The sequence below is a fragment of the Streptomyces sp. NPDC045026 genome (genome assembly GCF_056432625.1).
The window spans coordinates 18,305-32,508 of record NZ_JBWKIS010000007.1; the positions used below are offsets into that span (position 1 = coordinate 18,305).

Annotated in this window: 15 protein-coding genes; 7 read left to right on the forward strand and 8 right to left on the reverse strand. The window is 71.2% G+C overall.

Annotation, left to right across the window (positions count from 1 at the left end; all coding sequences use genetic code 11):
* The first annotated feature begins 241 nt into the window (after positions 1-241).
* The 4 genes from AC07EJ_RS17260 (at position 242) to AC07EJ_RS17275 (ending at position 4,299) form a co-directional block, all read left to right on the forward strand.
* Positions 242-1,315: a M4 family metallopeptidase gene (locus AC07EJ_RS17260; RefSeq protein ID WP_478884461.1), complete on the forward strand. Its 1,074-nt coding sequence runs from the start codon at positions 242-244 to the stop codon at positions 1,313-1,315.
* Positions 1,316-1,385: 70 nt separating this feature from the next.
* Positions 1,386-1,652: a protealysin inhibitor emfourin gene (locus AC07EJ_RS17265; protein ID WP_389486069.1), complete on the forward strand. Its 267-nt coding sequence runs from the start codon at positions 1,386-1,388 to the stop codon at positions 1,650-1,652.
* A 65-nt stretch (positions 1,653-1,717) separates the two neighbouring features.
* The gene (locus tag AC07EJ_RS17270; protein WP_478884462.1) at positions 1,718-3,058 is read left to right on the forward strand and encodes a GH1 family beta-glucosidase; all 1,341 of its coding nucleotides are present in this window, start codon (positions 1,718-1,720) and stop codon (positions 3,056-3,058) included.
* Positions 3,055-4,299, forward strand: coding sequence for an MFS transporter (locus AC07EJ_RS17275; RefSeq protein WP_389486073.1), 1,245 nt, complete (start codon positions 3,055-3,057; stop codon positions 4,297-4,299). The genes AC07EJ_RS17270 and AC07EJ_RS17275 overlap by 4 nt, the downstream gene beginning before the upstream one ends.
* 62 nt (positions 4,300-4,361) lie before the next feature.
* Here the strand turns inward: AC07EJ_RS17275 and AC07EJ_RS17280 are convergent, their stop codons facing one another.
* A complete protein-coding gene (locus AC07EJ_RS17280) occupies positions 4,362-5,216 on the reverse strand; it encodes an NAD-dependent epimerase/dehydratase family protein (protein WP_478884560.1) in 855 nt (284 codons plus the stop codon).
* Positions 5,217-5,344: 128 nt separating this feature from the next.
* On the opposite strand from AC07EJ_RS17280, the gene AC07EJ_RS17285 reads away from it, so the two are divergent.
* Entirely contained in the window at positions 5,345-6,178 is an 834-nt protein-coding gene (locus AC07EJ_RS17285) for a helix-turn-helix transcriptional regulator (RefSeq protein ID WP_478884463.1), read from the forward strand.
* Between the two features lie 113 nt (positions 6,179-6,291).
* Here the strand turns inward: AC07EJ_RS17285 and era are convergent, their stop codons facing one another.
* Positions 6,292-7,254 (reverse strand): GTPase Era, encoded by a 963-nt coding sequence (gene era / locus AC07EJ_RS17290; RefSeq protein WP_389486077.1) that lies wholly within the window; start codon positions 7,252-7,254, stop codon positions 6,292-6,294.
* A gap of 169 nt (positions 7,255-7,423) precedes the next feature.
* On the opposite strand from era, the gene AC07EJ_RS17295 reads away from it, so the two are divergent.
* A complete protein-coding gene (locus AC07EJ_RS17295) occupies positions 7,424-8,746 on the forward strand; it encodes an ammonium transporter (protein WP_389486079.1) in 1,323 nt (440 codons plus the stop codon).
* Positions 8,743-9,081 carry a P-II family nitrogen regulator gene (locus AC07EJ_RS17300; RefSeq protein WP_389486081.1) on the forward strand — a complete coding sequence of 113 codons (339 nt, stop codon included), beginning with the start codon at positions 8,743-8,745 and terminating at the stop codon, positions 9,079-9,081. Before AC07EJ_RS17295 ends, AC07EJ_RS17300 begins: the two co-directional genes overlap by 4 nt.
* A 24-nt stretch (positions 9,082-9,105) precedes the next feature.
* On the opposite strand, the gene AC07EJ_RS17305 is transcribed toward AC07EJ_RS17300, so the two are convergent.
* The 6 genes from AC07EJ_RS17305 to AC07EJ_RS17330 all read right to left on the reverse strand — a co-directional run bounded on the left by AC07EJ_RS17305 (position 9,106) and on the right by AC07EJ_RS17330 (position 13,952).
* Positions 9,106-9,459: a cytidine deaminase gene (locus tag AC07EJ_RS17305; RefSeq protein ID WP_389486083.1), complete on the reverse strand. Its 354-nt coding sequence runs from the start codon at positions 9,457-9,459 to the stop codon at positions 9,106-9,108.
* Positions 9,460-9,532: 73 nt separating this feature from the next.
* The gene (locus tag AC07EJ_RS17310) at positions 9,533-9,886 is read right to left on the reverse strand and encodes an MmcQ/YjbR family DNA-binding protein (protein ID WP_393586469.1); all 354 of its coding nucleotides are present in this window, start codon (positions 9,884-9,886) and stop codon (positions 9,533-9,535) included.
* 4 nt (positions 9,887-9,890) lie between these two features.
* Positions 9,891-11,174, reverse strand: coding sequence for a hemolysin family protein (locus AC07EJ_RS17315; protein ID WP_478884464.1), 1,284 nt, complete (start codon positions 11,172-11,174; stop codon positions 9,891-9,893).
* Entirely contained in the window at positions 11,171-11,668 is a 498-nt protein-coding gene (ybeY, locus tag AC07EJ_RS17320; protein ID WP_100594262.1) for an rRNA maturation RNase YbeY, read from the reverse strand. Before ybeY ends, AC07EJ_RS17315 begins: the two co-directional genes overlap by 4 nt.
* Before the next feature lie 10 nt (positions 11,669-11,678).
* Positions 11,679-12,716: a PhoH family protein gene (locus AC07EJ_RS17325; RefSeq protein WP_389486089.1), complete on the reverse strand. Its 1,038-nt coding sequence runs from the start codon at positions 12,714-12,716 to the stop codon at positions 11,679-11,681.
* A 144-nt stretch (positions 12,717-12,860) separates the two neighbouring features.
* Positions 12,861-13,952, reverse strand: coding sequence for a carbohydrate kinase family protein (locus AC07EJ_RS17330; RefSeq protein ID WP_389486091.1), 1,092 nt, complete (start codon positions 13,950-13,952; stop codon positions 12,861-12,863).
* Positions 13,953-14,204 lie beyond the last annotated feature (252 nt).

The following is a 14,204-nucleotide window of genomic DNA, read 5'->3' on the forward strand; positions in this document are numbered from 1 at the left end:
AACACCGAACTCCGCGGGGAGGGGGTCGGCCTCGACTACAGGCCCTCGCCGCGGCAGCTAAGGAGAAGCAACCCGTAACGCATGATGTGTCGCAGCCTAGCCCAGCCGTGCGAGGGACGGGGGTGTGTATCAGTATGCGGGATTGCCGTCAGGTAACGGGCAAGAGGTGACGAATACCTCTATTTCATTAATCTCGGCTGCGAGTAGTGACAGCGTGGTCACGCAATGCCACATTGCCGAAATGACCGCGAACCGCACGGGCTTCGAGCCCGTCTTCTGCACCATCGTGCCGCCCCACATCCTCGACAAGGCCGCCCGGTCCGGCGATCCCGCCCTCTCCGCACCGGCCCGCCGCACCCTGGAACGCGACGCCCTGGAGCGCACGCGCCGCCGCCTGACCACCGTGATCGGTGCCTCCGCGGTGGCCGCACCCGCGGACGCCATCGAGCACAAGCCGCACCGCACGGTCTACGACGCGGGCCACCACACCGAGCTGCCGGGCACGAAGGTCCGCGGCGAGGGGACCGAGCCGGGCAGGGACGCGACCGTCAACCGCGCGTACGCGGGCCTCGGCGCCACGTTCGAGCTGTATCTGGAGAAGTTCGCGCGCGACTCCATCGACGGCAGCGGCCTGCCGCTGACGGCGTCCGTGCACTTCGACAACGACTACACCAACGCGTTCTGGAACGGCGAGCAGATGGTGTTCGGCGACGGGGACGGGGAGATCTTCCTCGACTTCACCATCCCCGTCGACGTGATCGGCCACGAGCTGACGCACGGCGTCACCCAGTACACGGCGAACCTCACCTACTTCGGGCAGCCGGGCGCCCTGAACGAGTCGGTCTCGGACGTCTTCGGCTCCCTGATCAAGCAGTATTCGCTCGGTCAGAGCGCGGCGGACGCCGACTGGCTGATCGGCGCGGGCCTGCTCGCGCCTCGCGTCACCGGCAAGGCCCTGCGCTCCATGAAGGCCCCCGGCACGGCGTACGACGACGACGTGCTCGGCAAGGACCCGCAGCCCGCCGACATGGACCACTTCGTGCAGACGAGCAGCGACAACGGCGGCGTGCACATCAACTCCGGCATCCCGAACCGCGCCTTCTACCTGCTGGCCGTGGCACTCGGCGGCAACGCGTGGGAGCGGGCCGGACAGATCTGGTACGACGTGCTGACCGGCGGGGAGCTGGCGCAGGACGCGTCCTTCGCGGACTTCGCGAAGCTGACGGTGAAGGCGGCGCGCACCCGCTACAAGGACGGCGAAGAGCTGGAGTCCGTCCAGAAGGCCTGGTCCCAGGTCGGCGTGCCGACGCAGTAGGGCCGCCTCAGGCGCAGGCTCGGCGGCCGCCCGGCTGGGCAGCGGGCGGCCGCTGGAGTAGACAGGTCCCATGCGTATTCAGATCATCCGTACCGGAGGATTCGCCGGGATCGAGCGGCGGGCCGAGGTCGACACCTCGGGCCGTGCCGACGCCCACGAGTGGCATGCCCTGGCCGAGCGGGCGCTGGCCGCCGGCCGGGGCACGCCGCCGGTGGGGGTGCCGGACGGGTTCAGCTACACGATCACGGTGGACGGGAAGACCGTGTACTGCGCGGATCCACGGCTCACGGACGAGCAGCGGGGACTGATCTCGCGGGTGCTGAAGGAAGGGGCGTAGCGACCCTTCGGGGGTGCAACGACCTTTTCCCGCAAGGGCGTTGACTTCTGTTACCGCCGGTACGCATGATCGCGCGCATGGCAGCGAGCGAACCGATACCTCAGTTCCCGCACGACTTCCTGTGGGGCGTGTCCACCTCGGCCCATCAGATCGAGGGCGCCGTCGACGCGCGCCTGCCCTCCGTGTGGGACGCGTTCACGGCAGAGCCGGGGCGGGTGAAGGACGGCTCGACGGCCACCGTCGCCTGCGACCACTACCACCGCTACGGCGAGGACGTGGCACTGATCGCGGGCCTCGGGGTGGGGGCGTACCGCTTCTCCGTCTCCTGGCCGCGGGTCCTGTCACCGGGCGGCCTCGACTTCTACGACCGGCTCGTCGACGCGCTGTGCGCGGCGGGAGTACAGCCCGTGCCGACGCTCTTCCACTGGGACACCCCGCTGTCCGTGGAGGAGGCGGGCGGCTGGCTGAAGCGGGACACGGCGTCGCTCTTCGCGGACTACGCGGCCCAGGTCGCGGACCGTATCGGCGACCGCGTACAGAAGTGGATCACCCTCAACGAGCCCGCCGAGCACACCCTGCTCGGCCATGCGCTCGGCCAGCACGCGCCCGGCAGGCAGCTCCTGTTCGACGCGCTGCCGGTGGCCCACCACCAGCTCCTCGGCCACGGCCTCGCCGTACGGGCGCTGCGCGCGGCCGGCGCCACGGACATCGGGATCGCGAACTCGCACGGCCCGACCTGGCCCGCCTCCGACGACCCGGCCGACCGCGAGGCCGCGGACTTCTACGACGTGCTCCTCAATTGGCTCTTCGCCGACCCGCTGCTGCTCGGCGCCTACCCGGAGGGCATCGGCGACCTGATGCCGGGCGACGTGGCGGCCGATCTTAAGGTGATCGCGGAGCCCGTCGACTGGTACGGGATCAACTTCTACCAGCCGACCAAGGTGGGCGCGCCGCTCGCGTCGGGGGCGGCGACGGAGTTCTCCGGCCTCACCCTGCCGCCCGAACTCCCCTTCTCCCCGCGGGAGATCGAGGGATATCCCGTCACGGACTTCGGCTGGCCGGTGGTCCCCGAAGCGCTCACCGAGCTCCTCCTCGCCTTCCGCGACCGCTACGGCGACCGGCTCCCGCCCCTCGTCATCACCGAGAACGGCTGCAGTTACGAGGGAGTCGACGACCAGGAGCGGATCGCCTACCTGGACGGCCATCTGCGGGCCCTGCACCGGGCGCTCGATGCCGGTGTCGACGTGCGCGGCTACTTCGTGTGGTCGCTGATGGACAACTTCGAGTGGGCGGAGGGCTACGCGCGCCGCTTCGGCCTCGTCCATGTCGACTACGCGACCCTGGAGCGCACGCCGAAGGCGTCGTACCACTGGCTGCGGGACGTGCTGCGGGCGCAGCGCGCATGACGTCCGCCGCGGCGCTCGACGAACCCGTCGAGCAGGTCGGGCGCGGCTGGACGGCCGCTCTGTCGCTGGCCAACGGGGCGATCTGGGTGGGCTGGTACGGGCCCCTGCAGATCCTGCTCGCCGTCCAGGCCGAGGACTTCGCGCCCGGCACCGGCCTGTCCAAGGAGACGCTGCTCGCGTGGGTGACCGGGGTGGGCGCGGTGGTGTCGCTCGCCGCCAACCCGTTCTTCGGCGCGCTCTCGGACCGTACGGTGTCGCGGTTCGGGCGGCGCACGCCGTGGATCGTGGCGGGCGCGGGCGGCGGCGCGTGCGCGCTGCTCCTGCTGGCGGGGGCCGGGTCGGTGTGGACGATGGCGGCCGGCTGGTGCCTGGTGCAGCTGACGCTGAACGCGGCGTTCGCGGCGGTGACGGCGGCCGTGCCCGACCGGGTGCCGCGGCTCCAGCGGGGCGTGGTGGGCGGCTGGCTGGGGGCGGCGCAGATTCTGGGTGTGGTCGTGGGCACGGGGCTCGCGACGGTCGTGGGCGGAGTGGGCGCCGGGTACACGGCGTGCGCGGTGTTCGCCCTGGTCGGCGTTCTGCCGTACGTGCTGCGCCATCCGGACCTGCGGCTCGACCCGGCGGACCGGCCGCCGTGGGACCGGCGGACCTTCCTGGCCGGGTTCTGGCTGAGCCCCCGCCGCCACCCCGACCTCGGCTGGGCCTGGCTGACCCGCTTCCTGATCAACCTCAGCAACGCGCTGGTCCTCCTGTACCTCCTCTACTACCTGCGCGACCGCCTGCACTACGGCGACCCCGACCAGGGCGTGCTCATCCTGACGGCGGTCAACGGCGTGACCCTGCTGTGCACGGTCGTCGTGGCCGGGGCCGCCTCCGACCGGGTGGGGCGCCGCAAGCCCTTCGTGATCTGGTCGGGCGTCCTGATGGCGGTGGCGACGGCGGCGCTGGCCGGCTGGCAGACCTGGCCGGGCGCGATCGTCGCGGCGGCGGTCCTCGGCGTCGGCTTCGGCGTCTTCACCTCGGTCGACTTCGCGCTGATGACGGACGTCCTGCCCAAGGCCATGGACCGGGGCAAGGACCTGGGCGTCATCAACGTCGCCAACGCACTGCCCCAGGTGGCCGCGCCCGCGCTCGCCGCGCCGATCGTGACGTATCTCGGCGGCTACCGCGTCCTGTACCTGGTGGCGGCGGTGATCGGGCTTGCGGGGGCGCTCCTGGTGCGGCGGATCCGGTCGGTCGCCTGACGGGTGGGCCACTACCAGCGGGCCAGTACCGGTGGGCCCGGTGGGCTACTAGCCGGTGGGCTCTACAGCGCGCCGGCGTCCAGGGCCGTCCACACGGACGGGAAGAACGGGCGGAAGCCCAGTTCGCGGCGGATGCGGCCCGTCGACATCACGCCGGACCACGGGTCCGTGTCCACCTTGTCGTACGCCTCCTGCGGTACCGGTACGCCGTTGAGCTGGTAGAGGTCGACCGTGGTGATCGGGGCGTCGTCGGCGATGTTGTAGACACCGTGCGCGCCCGGCGCGAACAGGAGCCGTTGCAGGCCCTGGGCGACATCCGCGTGGTGGCCCATGTGCAGGCGCTGCAGCGCCTGCCAGTTCGGCGCGAACAGCATCGCGTCGGCCAGGTGCGGATCCCCGTCGCCGTACACGAAGGGCAGCCGTGCGATGCGCAGGTCGTCGAGGCCGTCCATCGCCCGCAGCGCGCGCTCCGCCTCCCACTTGGACTCGGGGTAGGCGCCCCACATGTGGCCGCCCGGCACCGGCTCATCGTCCTCGACCAGTGGCCTGCCGCGCCCGGTGCCGTACACCAGACCCGTGCTGACCTGCACGAACCGTCGCACCCCTGCGGACACGGCGGCCCGGCCCAGCTCGATGGCGGCGTCCCTGTTGACCGCCCGCGCCTCCTCGTCGGGCACTCCGCGGAACGCAGCGGCGACGTTCACCACGGCGTCCGCCCCGGCCGTCGCCTTGCCGAGCACGTCCGCGTCCCGCAGGTCGCCGACCACCACGTCCGCGCCCAGTGCGGCGAACCGCTCGCCGCGCGCCGCGTCCCGTACGAGCACCCGCACCCGGTCGCCCGGCGCCGTGTTCTGCAGCAGTCGCGGCACGAACCGCTGTCCGACCTTGCCCGTCGCACCTGTCACCAGTGTCAGCATGGCCGCCTCCTCGTGTTTCGTAGCCATGCCCGAAGCCTGCGCGAGTGGCGGGCGCGGCGGGAGAGACGCGGTTATCCGGGGACCGGCGCTCCCTGGTTACGGGAGCGGTTCCGAGCGATCCTGAAAAGGTGAACCGAGCCGAACTCGCCGACTTCCTGCGCCGGTCCCGCGCCCGCCTGACCCCGTCCGACGTGGGCCTGACCGCGGGCCCGCGGCGCCGCACGCCGGGGCTGCGCCGCGAGGAGGTGGCGCAGCTCGCCGGGATGTCCACGGACTACTACACGCGCCTGGAGCAGCGCCGCGGCGCCCATCCGTCGCGGCAGATGCTGACGGCGCTGGCCCGCGCGCTGCGGCTCGACGACACCGAGCGCGACCATCTGTTCCATCTGGCGGGCGAGGAGCCGCCCCGGGCGGGCCGTTCCTCCGGGCACGTCCGGCCCGGACTGCTGCTCATCCTGGACCGGCTGCACGATCTGCCGGCTTCGGTGATCAGCGACTGGGGCGAGATGCTCGCCCAGAACACGATGTCGGTGGCCCTGACCGGCGACCACACCGGCAGGAACGTGATCCGCGACTGGTTCATGAACCCGGCGACCCGGCCCATGTTCCCGCCCGAGAACCACGAGGCGCACGCGCGGGCCCACGTGGCGAGCCTGCGGGCGGTCGCCGCGGCCCGCCCGGACGACCCGGGCCCGGCCGCCCTCGTGGCCGAACTACGCGCCGGATCACGGGAGTTCGAGGAGCTGTGGCGGTCGCACGACGTGGTGGTGCGCCGTCCGTCGCCGAAGCGCTTCCTGCACCCCGTGGTCGGCGCCCTCGACCTCGACTGCGAGGTCCTGCTCAGCGACGGCCACGACCAGCAGCTCGTCGTGCACTCGGCGCGACCGGGCACGGAGGCGTACGAACGCCTGGAACTGCTGCGGGTCGTGGGCCTCCAGGACCTGAGCCCGAGCGCGCCGTGAGGGCACGGAACTTGCGCGGGTCCCGCACGTTCAGCCCCTCCGGCGTTTGAGGAGCGGGGTCCGGGGCGGAGCCCCGAGGCACGGGCCGCACGGGCCCGCACCCGATAGGCAGCCTAGAAGCCCAGCTTGCGCAGCTGCCTCGGGTCCCGCTGCCAGTCCTTGGCGACCTTCACGTGCAGGTCCAGGAAGACGGGGGTGCCGAGGAGGGCCTCGATCTGCTTGCGGGACTTGATGCCGACGTCCTTGAGGCGCTTGCCCTTCGGGCCGATGATGATGCCCTTCTGGCTGGGGCGCTCGATGTAGACGAAGGCGTGGATGTCGAGGAGCGGCCGGTCCGCCGGGCGGTCCTCGCGCGGCAGCATCTCCTCGACGACGACGGCGATGGAGTGCGGCAGCTCGTCGCGCACGCCCTCCAGCGCGGCCTCGCGGATCAGCTCCGCCACCATGACCTGCTCCGGCTCGTCCGTGAGGTCGCCCTCCGGGTAGAGCGCGGGACCCTCGGGCAGCAGCGGGACGAGCAGGTCGGCGAGCAGACCGACCTGCTGGTCGGCGACGGCCGAGACGGGCACGATCTCCGCCCACTCGAAGCCGAGCTCCTTGCCGAGCTGGTCGATGGCGATGAGCTGCTCGGCGAGCTGCTTGCTGTCGACCAGGTCGGTCTTGGTGACGATCGCGACCTTCGGCGTCTTCTTGATGGAGGCGAGCTCCTTGGCGATGAAGCGGTCGCCGGGGCCGAGCTTCTCGTTCGCGGGCAGGCAGAAGCCGATGACGTCGACCTCGGCCCACGTCGTGCGCACGACGTCGTTGAGCCGCTGGCCGAGCAGCGTGCGCGGCTTGTGCAGGCCCGGGGTGTCGACCAGGATCAGCTGGGCGTCGGGCCGGTGCACGATGCCGCGCACCGTGTGCCGCGTGGTCTGCGGCTGGTCCGCGGTGATCGCGACCTTCTTGCCGACCAGAGCATTCGTAAGGGTGGACTTGCCCGCGTTGGGGCGGCCGACGAAGCAGGCGAAGCCGGCCCGGTGGGACGCTTCCCCGGACGGCTCGGATGACTGGGTACGAACGCTCATGGCGCCCATTGTCCCTGATCCATCGCGTCCTGCCGCACCTGCGGTGCCGAGCCGGTCCGCGGTGAGGCTCCGGAAACCCCGGCGCAACACGAAACACCACGGAAACGCACGGGTCAGCGAACGGAAACGCACGGCGGTGAGGCTCGTCGTCCGCCCCCCACGCCCGAGGAGACCCCCCGTGCAGACCGAGAACGCGCCGCTGGCCGCCGCCACCGGCCTCGACACCGGCGACACCGCGTGGCTGCTGGCCGCGACCGCGCTCGTCCTCCTGATGACGCCGGGCCTGGCCCTCTTCTACGGCGGCATGGTCCGCACGAAGAGCGTCCTGAACATGCTGCTGATGTCGTTCGTGTCGATCGCGCTGGTCACCGTCGTCTGGCTGGTCGCCGGCTACTCCCTCGCGTTCGGCGACGACGTGTTCGCGGGCCTCATCGGCGGTCTGGAGCACGCGGGCATGGCGGGCATCAGCCCGCACAGCCTGACCGGCACGGTCCCCACGTTCCTGTTCTCCACCTTCCAGCTCACCTTCGCGTTCCTGACGGCCGCGCTGATCAGCGGCGCGGTCGCGGACCGCACGAAGTTCGCGGCCTGGCTGGTGTTCGTACCGGTGTGGACGCTGCTCGTATACGTTCCCGTGGCGCACTGGGTGTGGGGCCCCGGCGGCTGGATCTCGCATTCGCTGGGCGGGCTCGACTTCGCGGGCGGACTCGTGGTCGAGATCGCCTCGGGGGCGTCGGGCCTCGCCCTGTGCCTGGTCCTCGGCCCGCGCCTCGGCTTCAAGAAGGACGCGATGCGCCCGCACAACCTGCCGATGGTGATGATGGGCGCGGGCCTGCTCTGGTTCGGCTGGCTCGGCTTCAACGGCGGCTCGGCGCTCGCCGCGAACGGACTTGCCGCAGCATCCGTCCTCAACACGCTGATCGCGGGCTGCACCGGCCTGCTCGGCTGGCTCTTCGTGGAGCACAAGCGCGACGGTCACCCGACGACGTTCGGCGCGGCGTCCGGCGCGGTCGCCGGTCTGGTCGCGATCACCCCGGCGTGCGGCGTGGTCGGCGTGCTGGGCGCCTGCGTGGTGGGTCTGGTGGCGGGCGTCCTCTGCTCATACGCCGTCGCGTGGAAGTTCCGCTTCGAGTACGACGACTCGCTGGACGTCGTCGGTGTGCACTTCGTCGGCGGTGTCGTCGGCACCCTGCTGATCGGTCTGTTCGCGACGGCCACGATGACCGGCGCCAAGGAAGGCCTGCTCTACGGGGGCGGGTTCGGGCAGCTCGGCAGGCAGGCGGTCGCCGTGCTCACCGTGGCGGCTTACACGTTCCTGGTGACGTACGGGATCGGCAGGGCGATCGACCGGGCGATGGGCTTCCGGGCCTCCGCCGACGAGGAGCTGACGGGTCTCGACCAGACGATGCACGCGGAGACCGCCTACGATCACGGCGTCCACGCCGGACACACCGCCCCGCACACCGCCCACCCCGCCCTGCCGAAGGAGCCCCCCGCATGAAGCTCGTGACCGCGATCATCAAGCCGTTCCGCCTGGACGAGGTGAAGACCGCGCTCCAGGAGCTCGGCGTGCTGGGCCTGACCGTCACGGAGGCCAGCGGGTACGGGCGCCAGCGCGGCCACACCGAGGTCTACCGGGGGGCCGAGTACCGGGTCGACCTCGTCCCCAAGGTCCGGATCGAGGTCGTCGTCGAGGACGCGGACCTCGACCCGGTCATCGACGCGATCGTGAGCGCGGCACAGACCGGGAAGATCGGCGACGGCAAGGTGTGGGCGGTCCCGGTGGAGACGGTCGTCCGCGTGCGGACGGGCGAGCGGGGACCGGACGCGGTGTAGAGCCGGCCCTGAGGGCCGGCTGTCTCAGCCCGCCGCCACGGCCCCGTGCACCACTCCGTCGGGCCCGGCGAGGAACACCGGCGTACCCACGCCGCCGAGATCCCGCACCGCCGCCAGGTCCTCCGCCGCGACCTCCGTACCGCCGGAGACGACGGCGGCGGCCTCCAGCGACTGGGCCCCCGAGGCCACCGCCATCGCGACAGCGGTCCGCAGCGCGGACAGCTTCAGGGAGTCCAGCGCGACGGTCCCCGCCACGTACGTACGCCCCGTCTCGTCCCGTACGGCGGCCCCCTCGGGCACACCGTTGCGGGCCCGCGCGCTGCGCGCGAGCGTGACGATCTTGCGGTCCTCGGGGGTGAGGTCGTTGCTCTCAGTCATGGGGTGAGCATAAGGAACGCCGTCACGCCCACCCGGCAACGGGGTACGCGGCCCCAGCTCGCGGGCCGGTGGACTACGGGCGGTCGAGCTTGAGTCGCTCGGCCCTCGGCAGACCGGCGACCACGAGGTCGTACGAGTCCTCCACGAGCTCCCGGACCATCTTGTCCGGGAGCTCGGCGACGGTGACGGTGTTCCAGTGCCGCTTGTTCATGTGCCAGCCGGGCACGATCGCGTCGTGGTCGGCGCGCAGGCGCACCGCGTCCTCGGGGTCGCACTTGAGGTTGACGGTGAGGGGCCGCGCGTCCAGGTTCGTCAGGGCGAAGAGCTTGCCGAGGACCTTGAAGACGGACGTGTCGGGGTTGAACGGGAACTCCTCGACGGCCGCGTTGAACGACAGACACAAGGCGCGCAGCTCCTGCGGCGTCACGACGTCACTTCTCCTCTTCGCCCACCGGCTCCACGAGCACGGTCACGATCTTGTTGCGCCGGCCGGCGGCGGTCTCGGCGGTCAGCCGCAGCTCGCGCCCGTCGGGCAGTTGGACGACGGACGAGGCCGCCGCGATCGGCACCCGGCCGAGCGCCTTGGCGAGCAGCCCGCCGACGGTCTCCACGTCCTCGTCGTCGTACTCCTCGATGCCGTACAGCTCGCCGAGGTCGCCGATGTCGAGGCGGGCGGTCACGCGGAAGCGTTCGTCGCCGAGGTCCTGCACGGGCGGGAGTTCACGGTCGTACTCGTCGGTGATCTCGCCGACGATCTCCTCGAGGATGTCCTCGATGGTGACGATGCCGGCGGTGCCGCCGTACTCGTCGATCACGACGGCCACGTGGTTGCGCAGCTGCTGCATCTCGCGCAGCAGGTCACCCGCGTTCTTCGTGTCGGGGACGAACGTGGCGGGCCGCATCGCTGTCGAGACGAGCTCGCTCTCGGCGTCCCGGCTGATGTGCGTCTTGCGGGCGAGGTCCTTCAGGTACACGATGCCGACGACGTCGTCCTCGTTCTCGCCGGTGACCGGGATCCGGGAGAACCCGGACCGCAGCGCCAGCGTGAGCGCCTGCCGGATGGTCTTGTACCGCTCGATGGCGACCAAGTCGGTGCGGGGGACCATGACTTCGCGGACCAGGGTGTCGCCCAGCTCGAAGACGGAGTGTACCATGCGGCGCTCCTCGTCCTCGATGAGGGACTCCTTCTCGGCGAGGTCGACCATGGCGCGCAGCTCGGCCTCGGAGGCGAAGGGCCCACGCCGGAACCCCTTTCCGGGGGTCATGGCGTTGCCGATGAGGATGAGCAGCGGCGGAATGGGCCCCATGATCCGGGCCAGCGGCAGCAGCACGTACGCGGCGGCCGTGGCCGTGTTGAGGGGGTGCTGGCGCCCGATGGTCCGGGGCGAGACGCCGACCGCCACGTACGAGACGAGGACCATCACGCCGATGGCGACGGCCAGCGCCTCCCAGGTCGCGTCGAACTCCTGGAGACAGGCGTACGTGACCAGCGCGGCGGCGGCCATCTCGCAGGCGACCCTGACCAGCAGGGCGACGTTGAGATAGCGCGTCGGGTCGGCGGCCACCTGGGCGAGCCGGTCGCTGCCGCGGCGGCCGGACCGGACGGCCTCCTCGGCGCGGAAGCTGGAGGTGCGGGCGATGCCGGCCTCGGCGCAGGCCGCCAGCCAGGCGACCACGACGAGGGCGACGGCGCCCGCGACGAGCGAAAGACTCATGACACGGTGGGCGCGGGGGACGGACCGGTCAGGCCCTTGTCACCCCGCCACCCGTCCACGATGGCCGCCTGAAGCCCGAACATCTCGGCCTTCTCGTCGGGCTCCTCGTGGTCATAACCGAGCAGGTGCAGCACCCCGTGCACGGTGAGCAGCTGGAGCTCCTCGTCCATGGAGTGCTGCGTGTCGGCGTCCTCGCCCTGCTTCTTCGCCACCTCCGGGCACAGCACGATGTCGCCGAGCAGGCCCTGCGGGGGCTCCTCGTCGTCCTTCGACGGCGGCCGCAGCTCGTCCATCGGGAACGACATGACATCCGTGGGCCCCGGCAGGTCCATCCACTGCACGTGCAGCTGCTCCATGGCGTCGGCGTCCACGACGATCACCGAGAGCTCGGAGAGCGGGTGGATGCGCATCCGCGCGAGCGCGTAGCGGGCGATGTCGAGGATCGCCTGCTCGTCGACCTCGGTTCCGGACTCGTTGTTGACGTCGATCGACATGCGGTGCTTGCTACTTCCCTCTGCCGCGGCCCTGGTGCGAGCCGTTCTCGGTGCCGTGCTGGCTGTCGTACTTCTCGTACGCGTCGACGATACGGCCGACGAGCTTGTGCCGGACGACATCCTGGGACGTGAGCCGCGAGAAGTGGACGTCGTCGAGGCCCTCCAGGATGTCCTGGACCTGCCGCAGACCGCTCTTCGTGCCGCTCGGCAGGTCGACCTGCGTCACGTCACCCGTGACCACGATCTTCGAGTCGAAGCCGAGGCGGGTGAGGAACATCTTCATCTGCTCGGCGCTGGTGTTCTGGGCCTCGTCGAGGATGATGAAGGCGTCGTTCAGGGTGCGGCCTCGCATGTACGCCAGCGGCGCCACCTCGATCGTCCCCGCCGCCATGAGTCGCGGGATCGAGTCCGGGTCGAGCATGTCGTGCAGCGCGTCGTACAGGGGGCGCAGATACGGGTCGATCTTCTCGTAGAGCGTGCCCGGCAGGAATCCGAGCCGCTCCCCCGCCTCCACGGCCGGCCGCGTCAGGATGATGCGGTTGACCTGCTTGGACTGCAGGGCCTGCACGGCCTTGGCCATCGCGAGATAGGTCTTGCCCGTACCGGCGGGGCCGATGCCGAAGACGATGGTGTGCTTGTCGATGGCGTCGACGTAGCGCTTCTGGTTGAGGGTCTTCGGACGGATGGTCCGGCCCCGCGACGAGAGAATGTTCTGAGTGAGAACCTCGGCCGGGGTCTCCTGGCCGTCACCCTCCCCGTTCTCGCTCGCCTTGAGCATGGCGATCGAGCGTTCCACTGCGTCCTCCGTCATCGGCTGTCCGGTGCGGAGCACCAGCATCATCTCGTCGAACACGCGCTGGATGAGGGCGACTTCCTTCGCGTCGCCCGCGGCGCTGATCTCATTGCCCCGGACATGAATATCGGCCGCCGGGAAGGCCTTCTCGATCACGCGAAGGAGCGCGTCGCCGGATCCGAGGACGGTCACCATGGGGTGGTTCGCCGGGACCGTGAAATGCGCTCGCGCCTGAGCGGTGGGTGTCTGAGTCATGGGCCGGCACTGAAGGCCTGCTCATCCTCCTCGTGCGGGGGCTCTCGCCCGCGTCGACAGCCTTGCACTGCCCAGGGTACGACGGTGCACCGACAACGCCGTAGGCCTTTTCCGCGGGCCTGGGGCAGGCCCTGGGGCCTCTCGCTAGACGCCCCGCCCGAAGCCGATGGTCGGCACCGCCCGTCGCAGGGGCCACGGCCGGCTCACCTCGGGCAGCAGCGTCTCCAGGAAGGCGTACCGGCGCAGGGCCGCGGGCTCCTGGTCGTCGTACGCCTGCACGTGGCGCCACCAGGCGGCCACCTCCGACCAGCCGGGCGCGGACAGCGAGCCGCCGAACTCCTGCACGGACAGCGCGGCGGTGAGCCCGGCGAAGGCGAGGCGGTCGGCCAGGGGCCACCCCGCGAGCGTCCCGGTCACGAACCCGGCGACGAAGACGTCACCGGCCCCGGTGGGGTCGAGGGCGGCGACCTCGATGGCGGGTACGGAGGCGGTCTCCCCGCTGCGGGAGTCCACGGCGTAGGCGCCCTCAGCACCCAGGGTGACCACGGCCAGCGGCACGTGTTCGGCAAGTGCGTGCGCGGCGGCCCGGGGGCACGACGTACGGGTGTAGCGCATGGCCTCCTCAGCGTTCGGCAGGAAGGCCTCGCAGAGCGACAGGTCGTCGAGGGAGCTCAGGTCCCAGCGGCCCGTGTCGTCCCATCCCACGTCGCCGAAGATCCGTGTCCCGCGGCCGGCGGCCGTGGCGATCCAGGGCTCGCTCGTTCCGGGGGCCAGTGACGCGACGGCGGCGCTCGCCCGCGGGGGGCAGTGGGGGGCGGGCTCCTCCGGCGGCGGCTCGTGGCCGTGGCTGACCATGGTCCGCTCGCCCTCGTAGGCCATGGAGACGGTGACGGGCGAGTGCCAGCCGGCGACGGTCCGCGACGACGTCAGGTCGATGCCCTCGCCCTGCTCCAGGCTGTCCCAGCAGTATTCGCCGTAGTGGTCGTCCCCGAAGGCGGCGGCCAGCGACGTCCGCAGTCCGAGCCGCGCCAGGGCGGTGGCCATGTTGGCGACACCGCCGGGGCTGGACCCCATGCCGCGCGCCCAGGACTCGGTCCCCCGCACAGGGGCGCTGTCCAGCCCCGTGAAGATGATGTCGAGGAAGACGGTCCCCGTCAGATAGACGTCGCAGAGCGGATCGTCGGGGGTGCGCAGCCGGGCGAGCGGGTCCACATGCGCCGGGTCGTTGGAGTTCACGGTGGGCTCCCCAGAGTCGTGAGGGTCCGCACAGTCTGCCTGATACCCCACGGGCAACGCGCGTAGCACGGCGTACGGGACGGGAGGCGCCGCCCTCGATCCGGGGCCGCAGCCAGGGCCCGATCCCCTGGAAAAACGCCTTCGGCTACCCCCACTCCCACTCTCCAAACGGAACGTGGCCCAGATCACATAGTCCCAGCTGTTTTCACCCTCCCCGCGCTTGATACAAATTGGCCGCGCCCCCTCGTATCG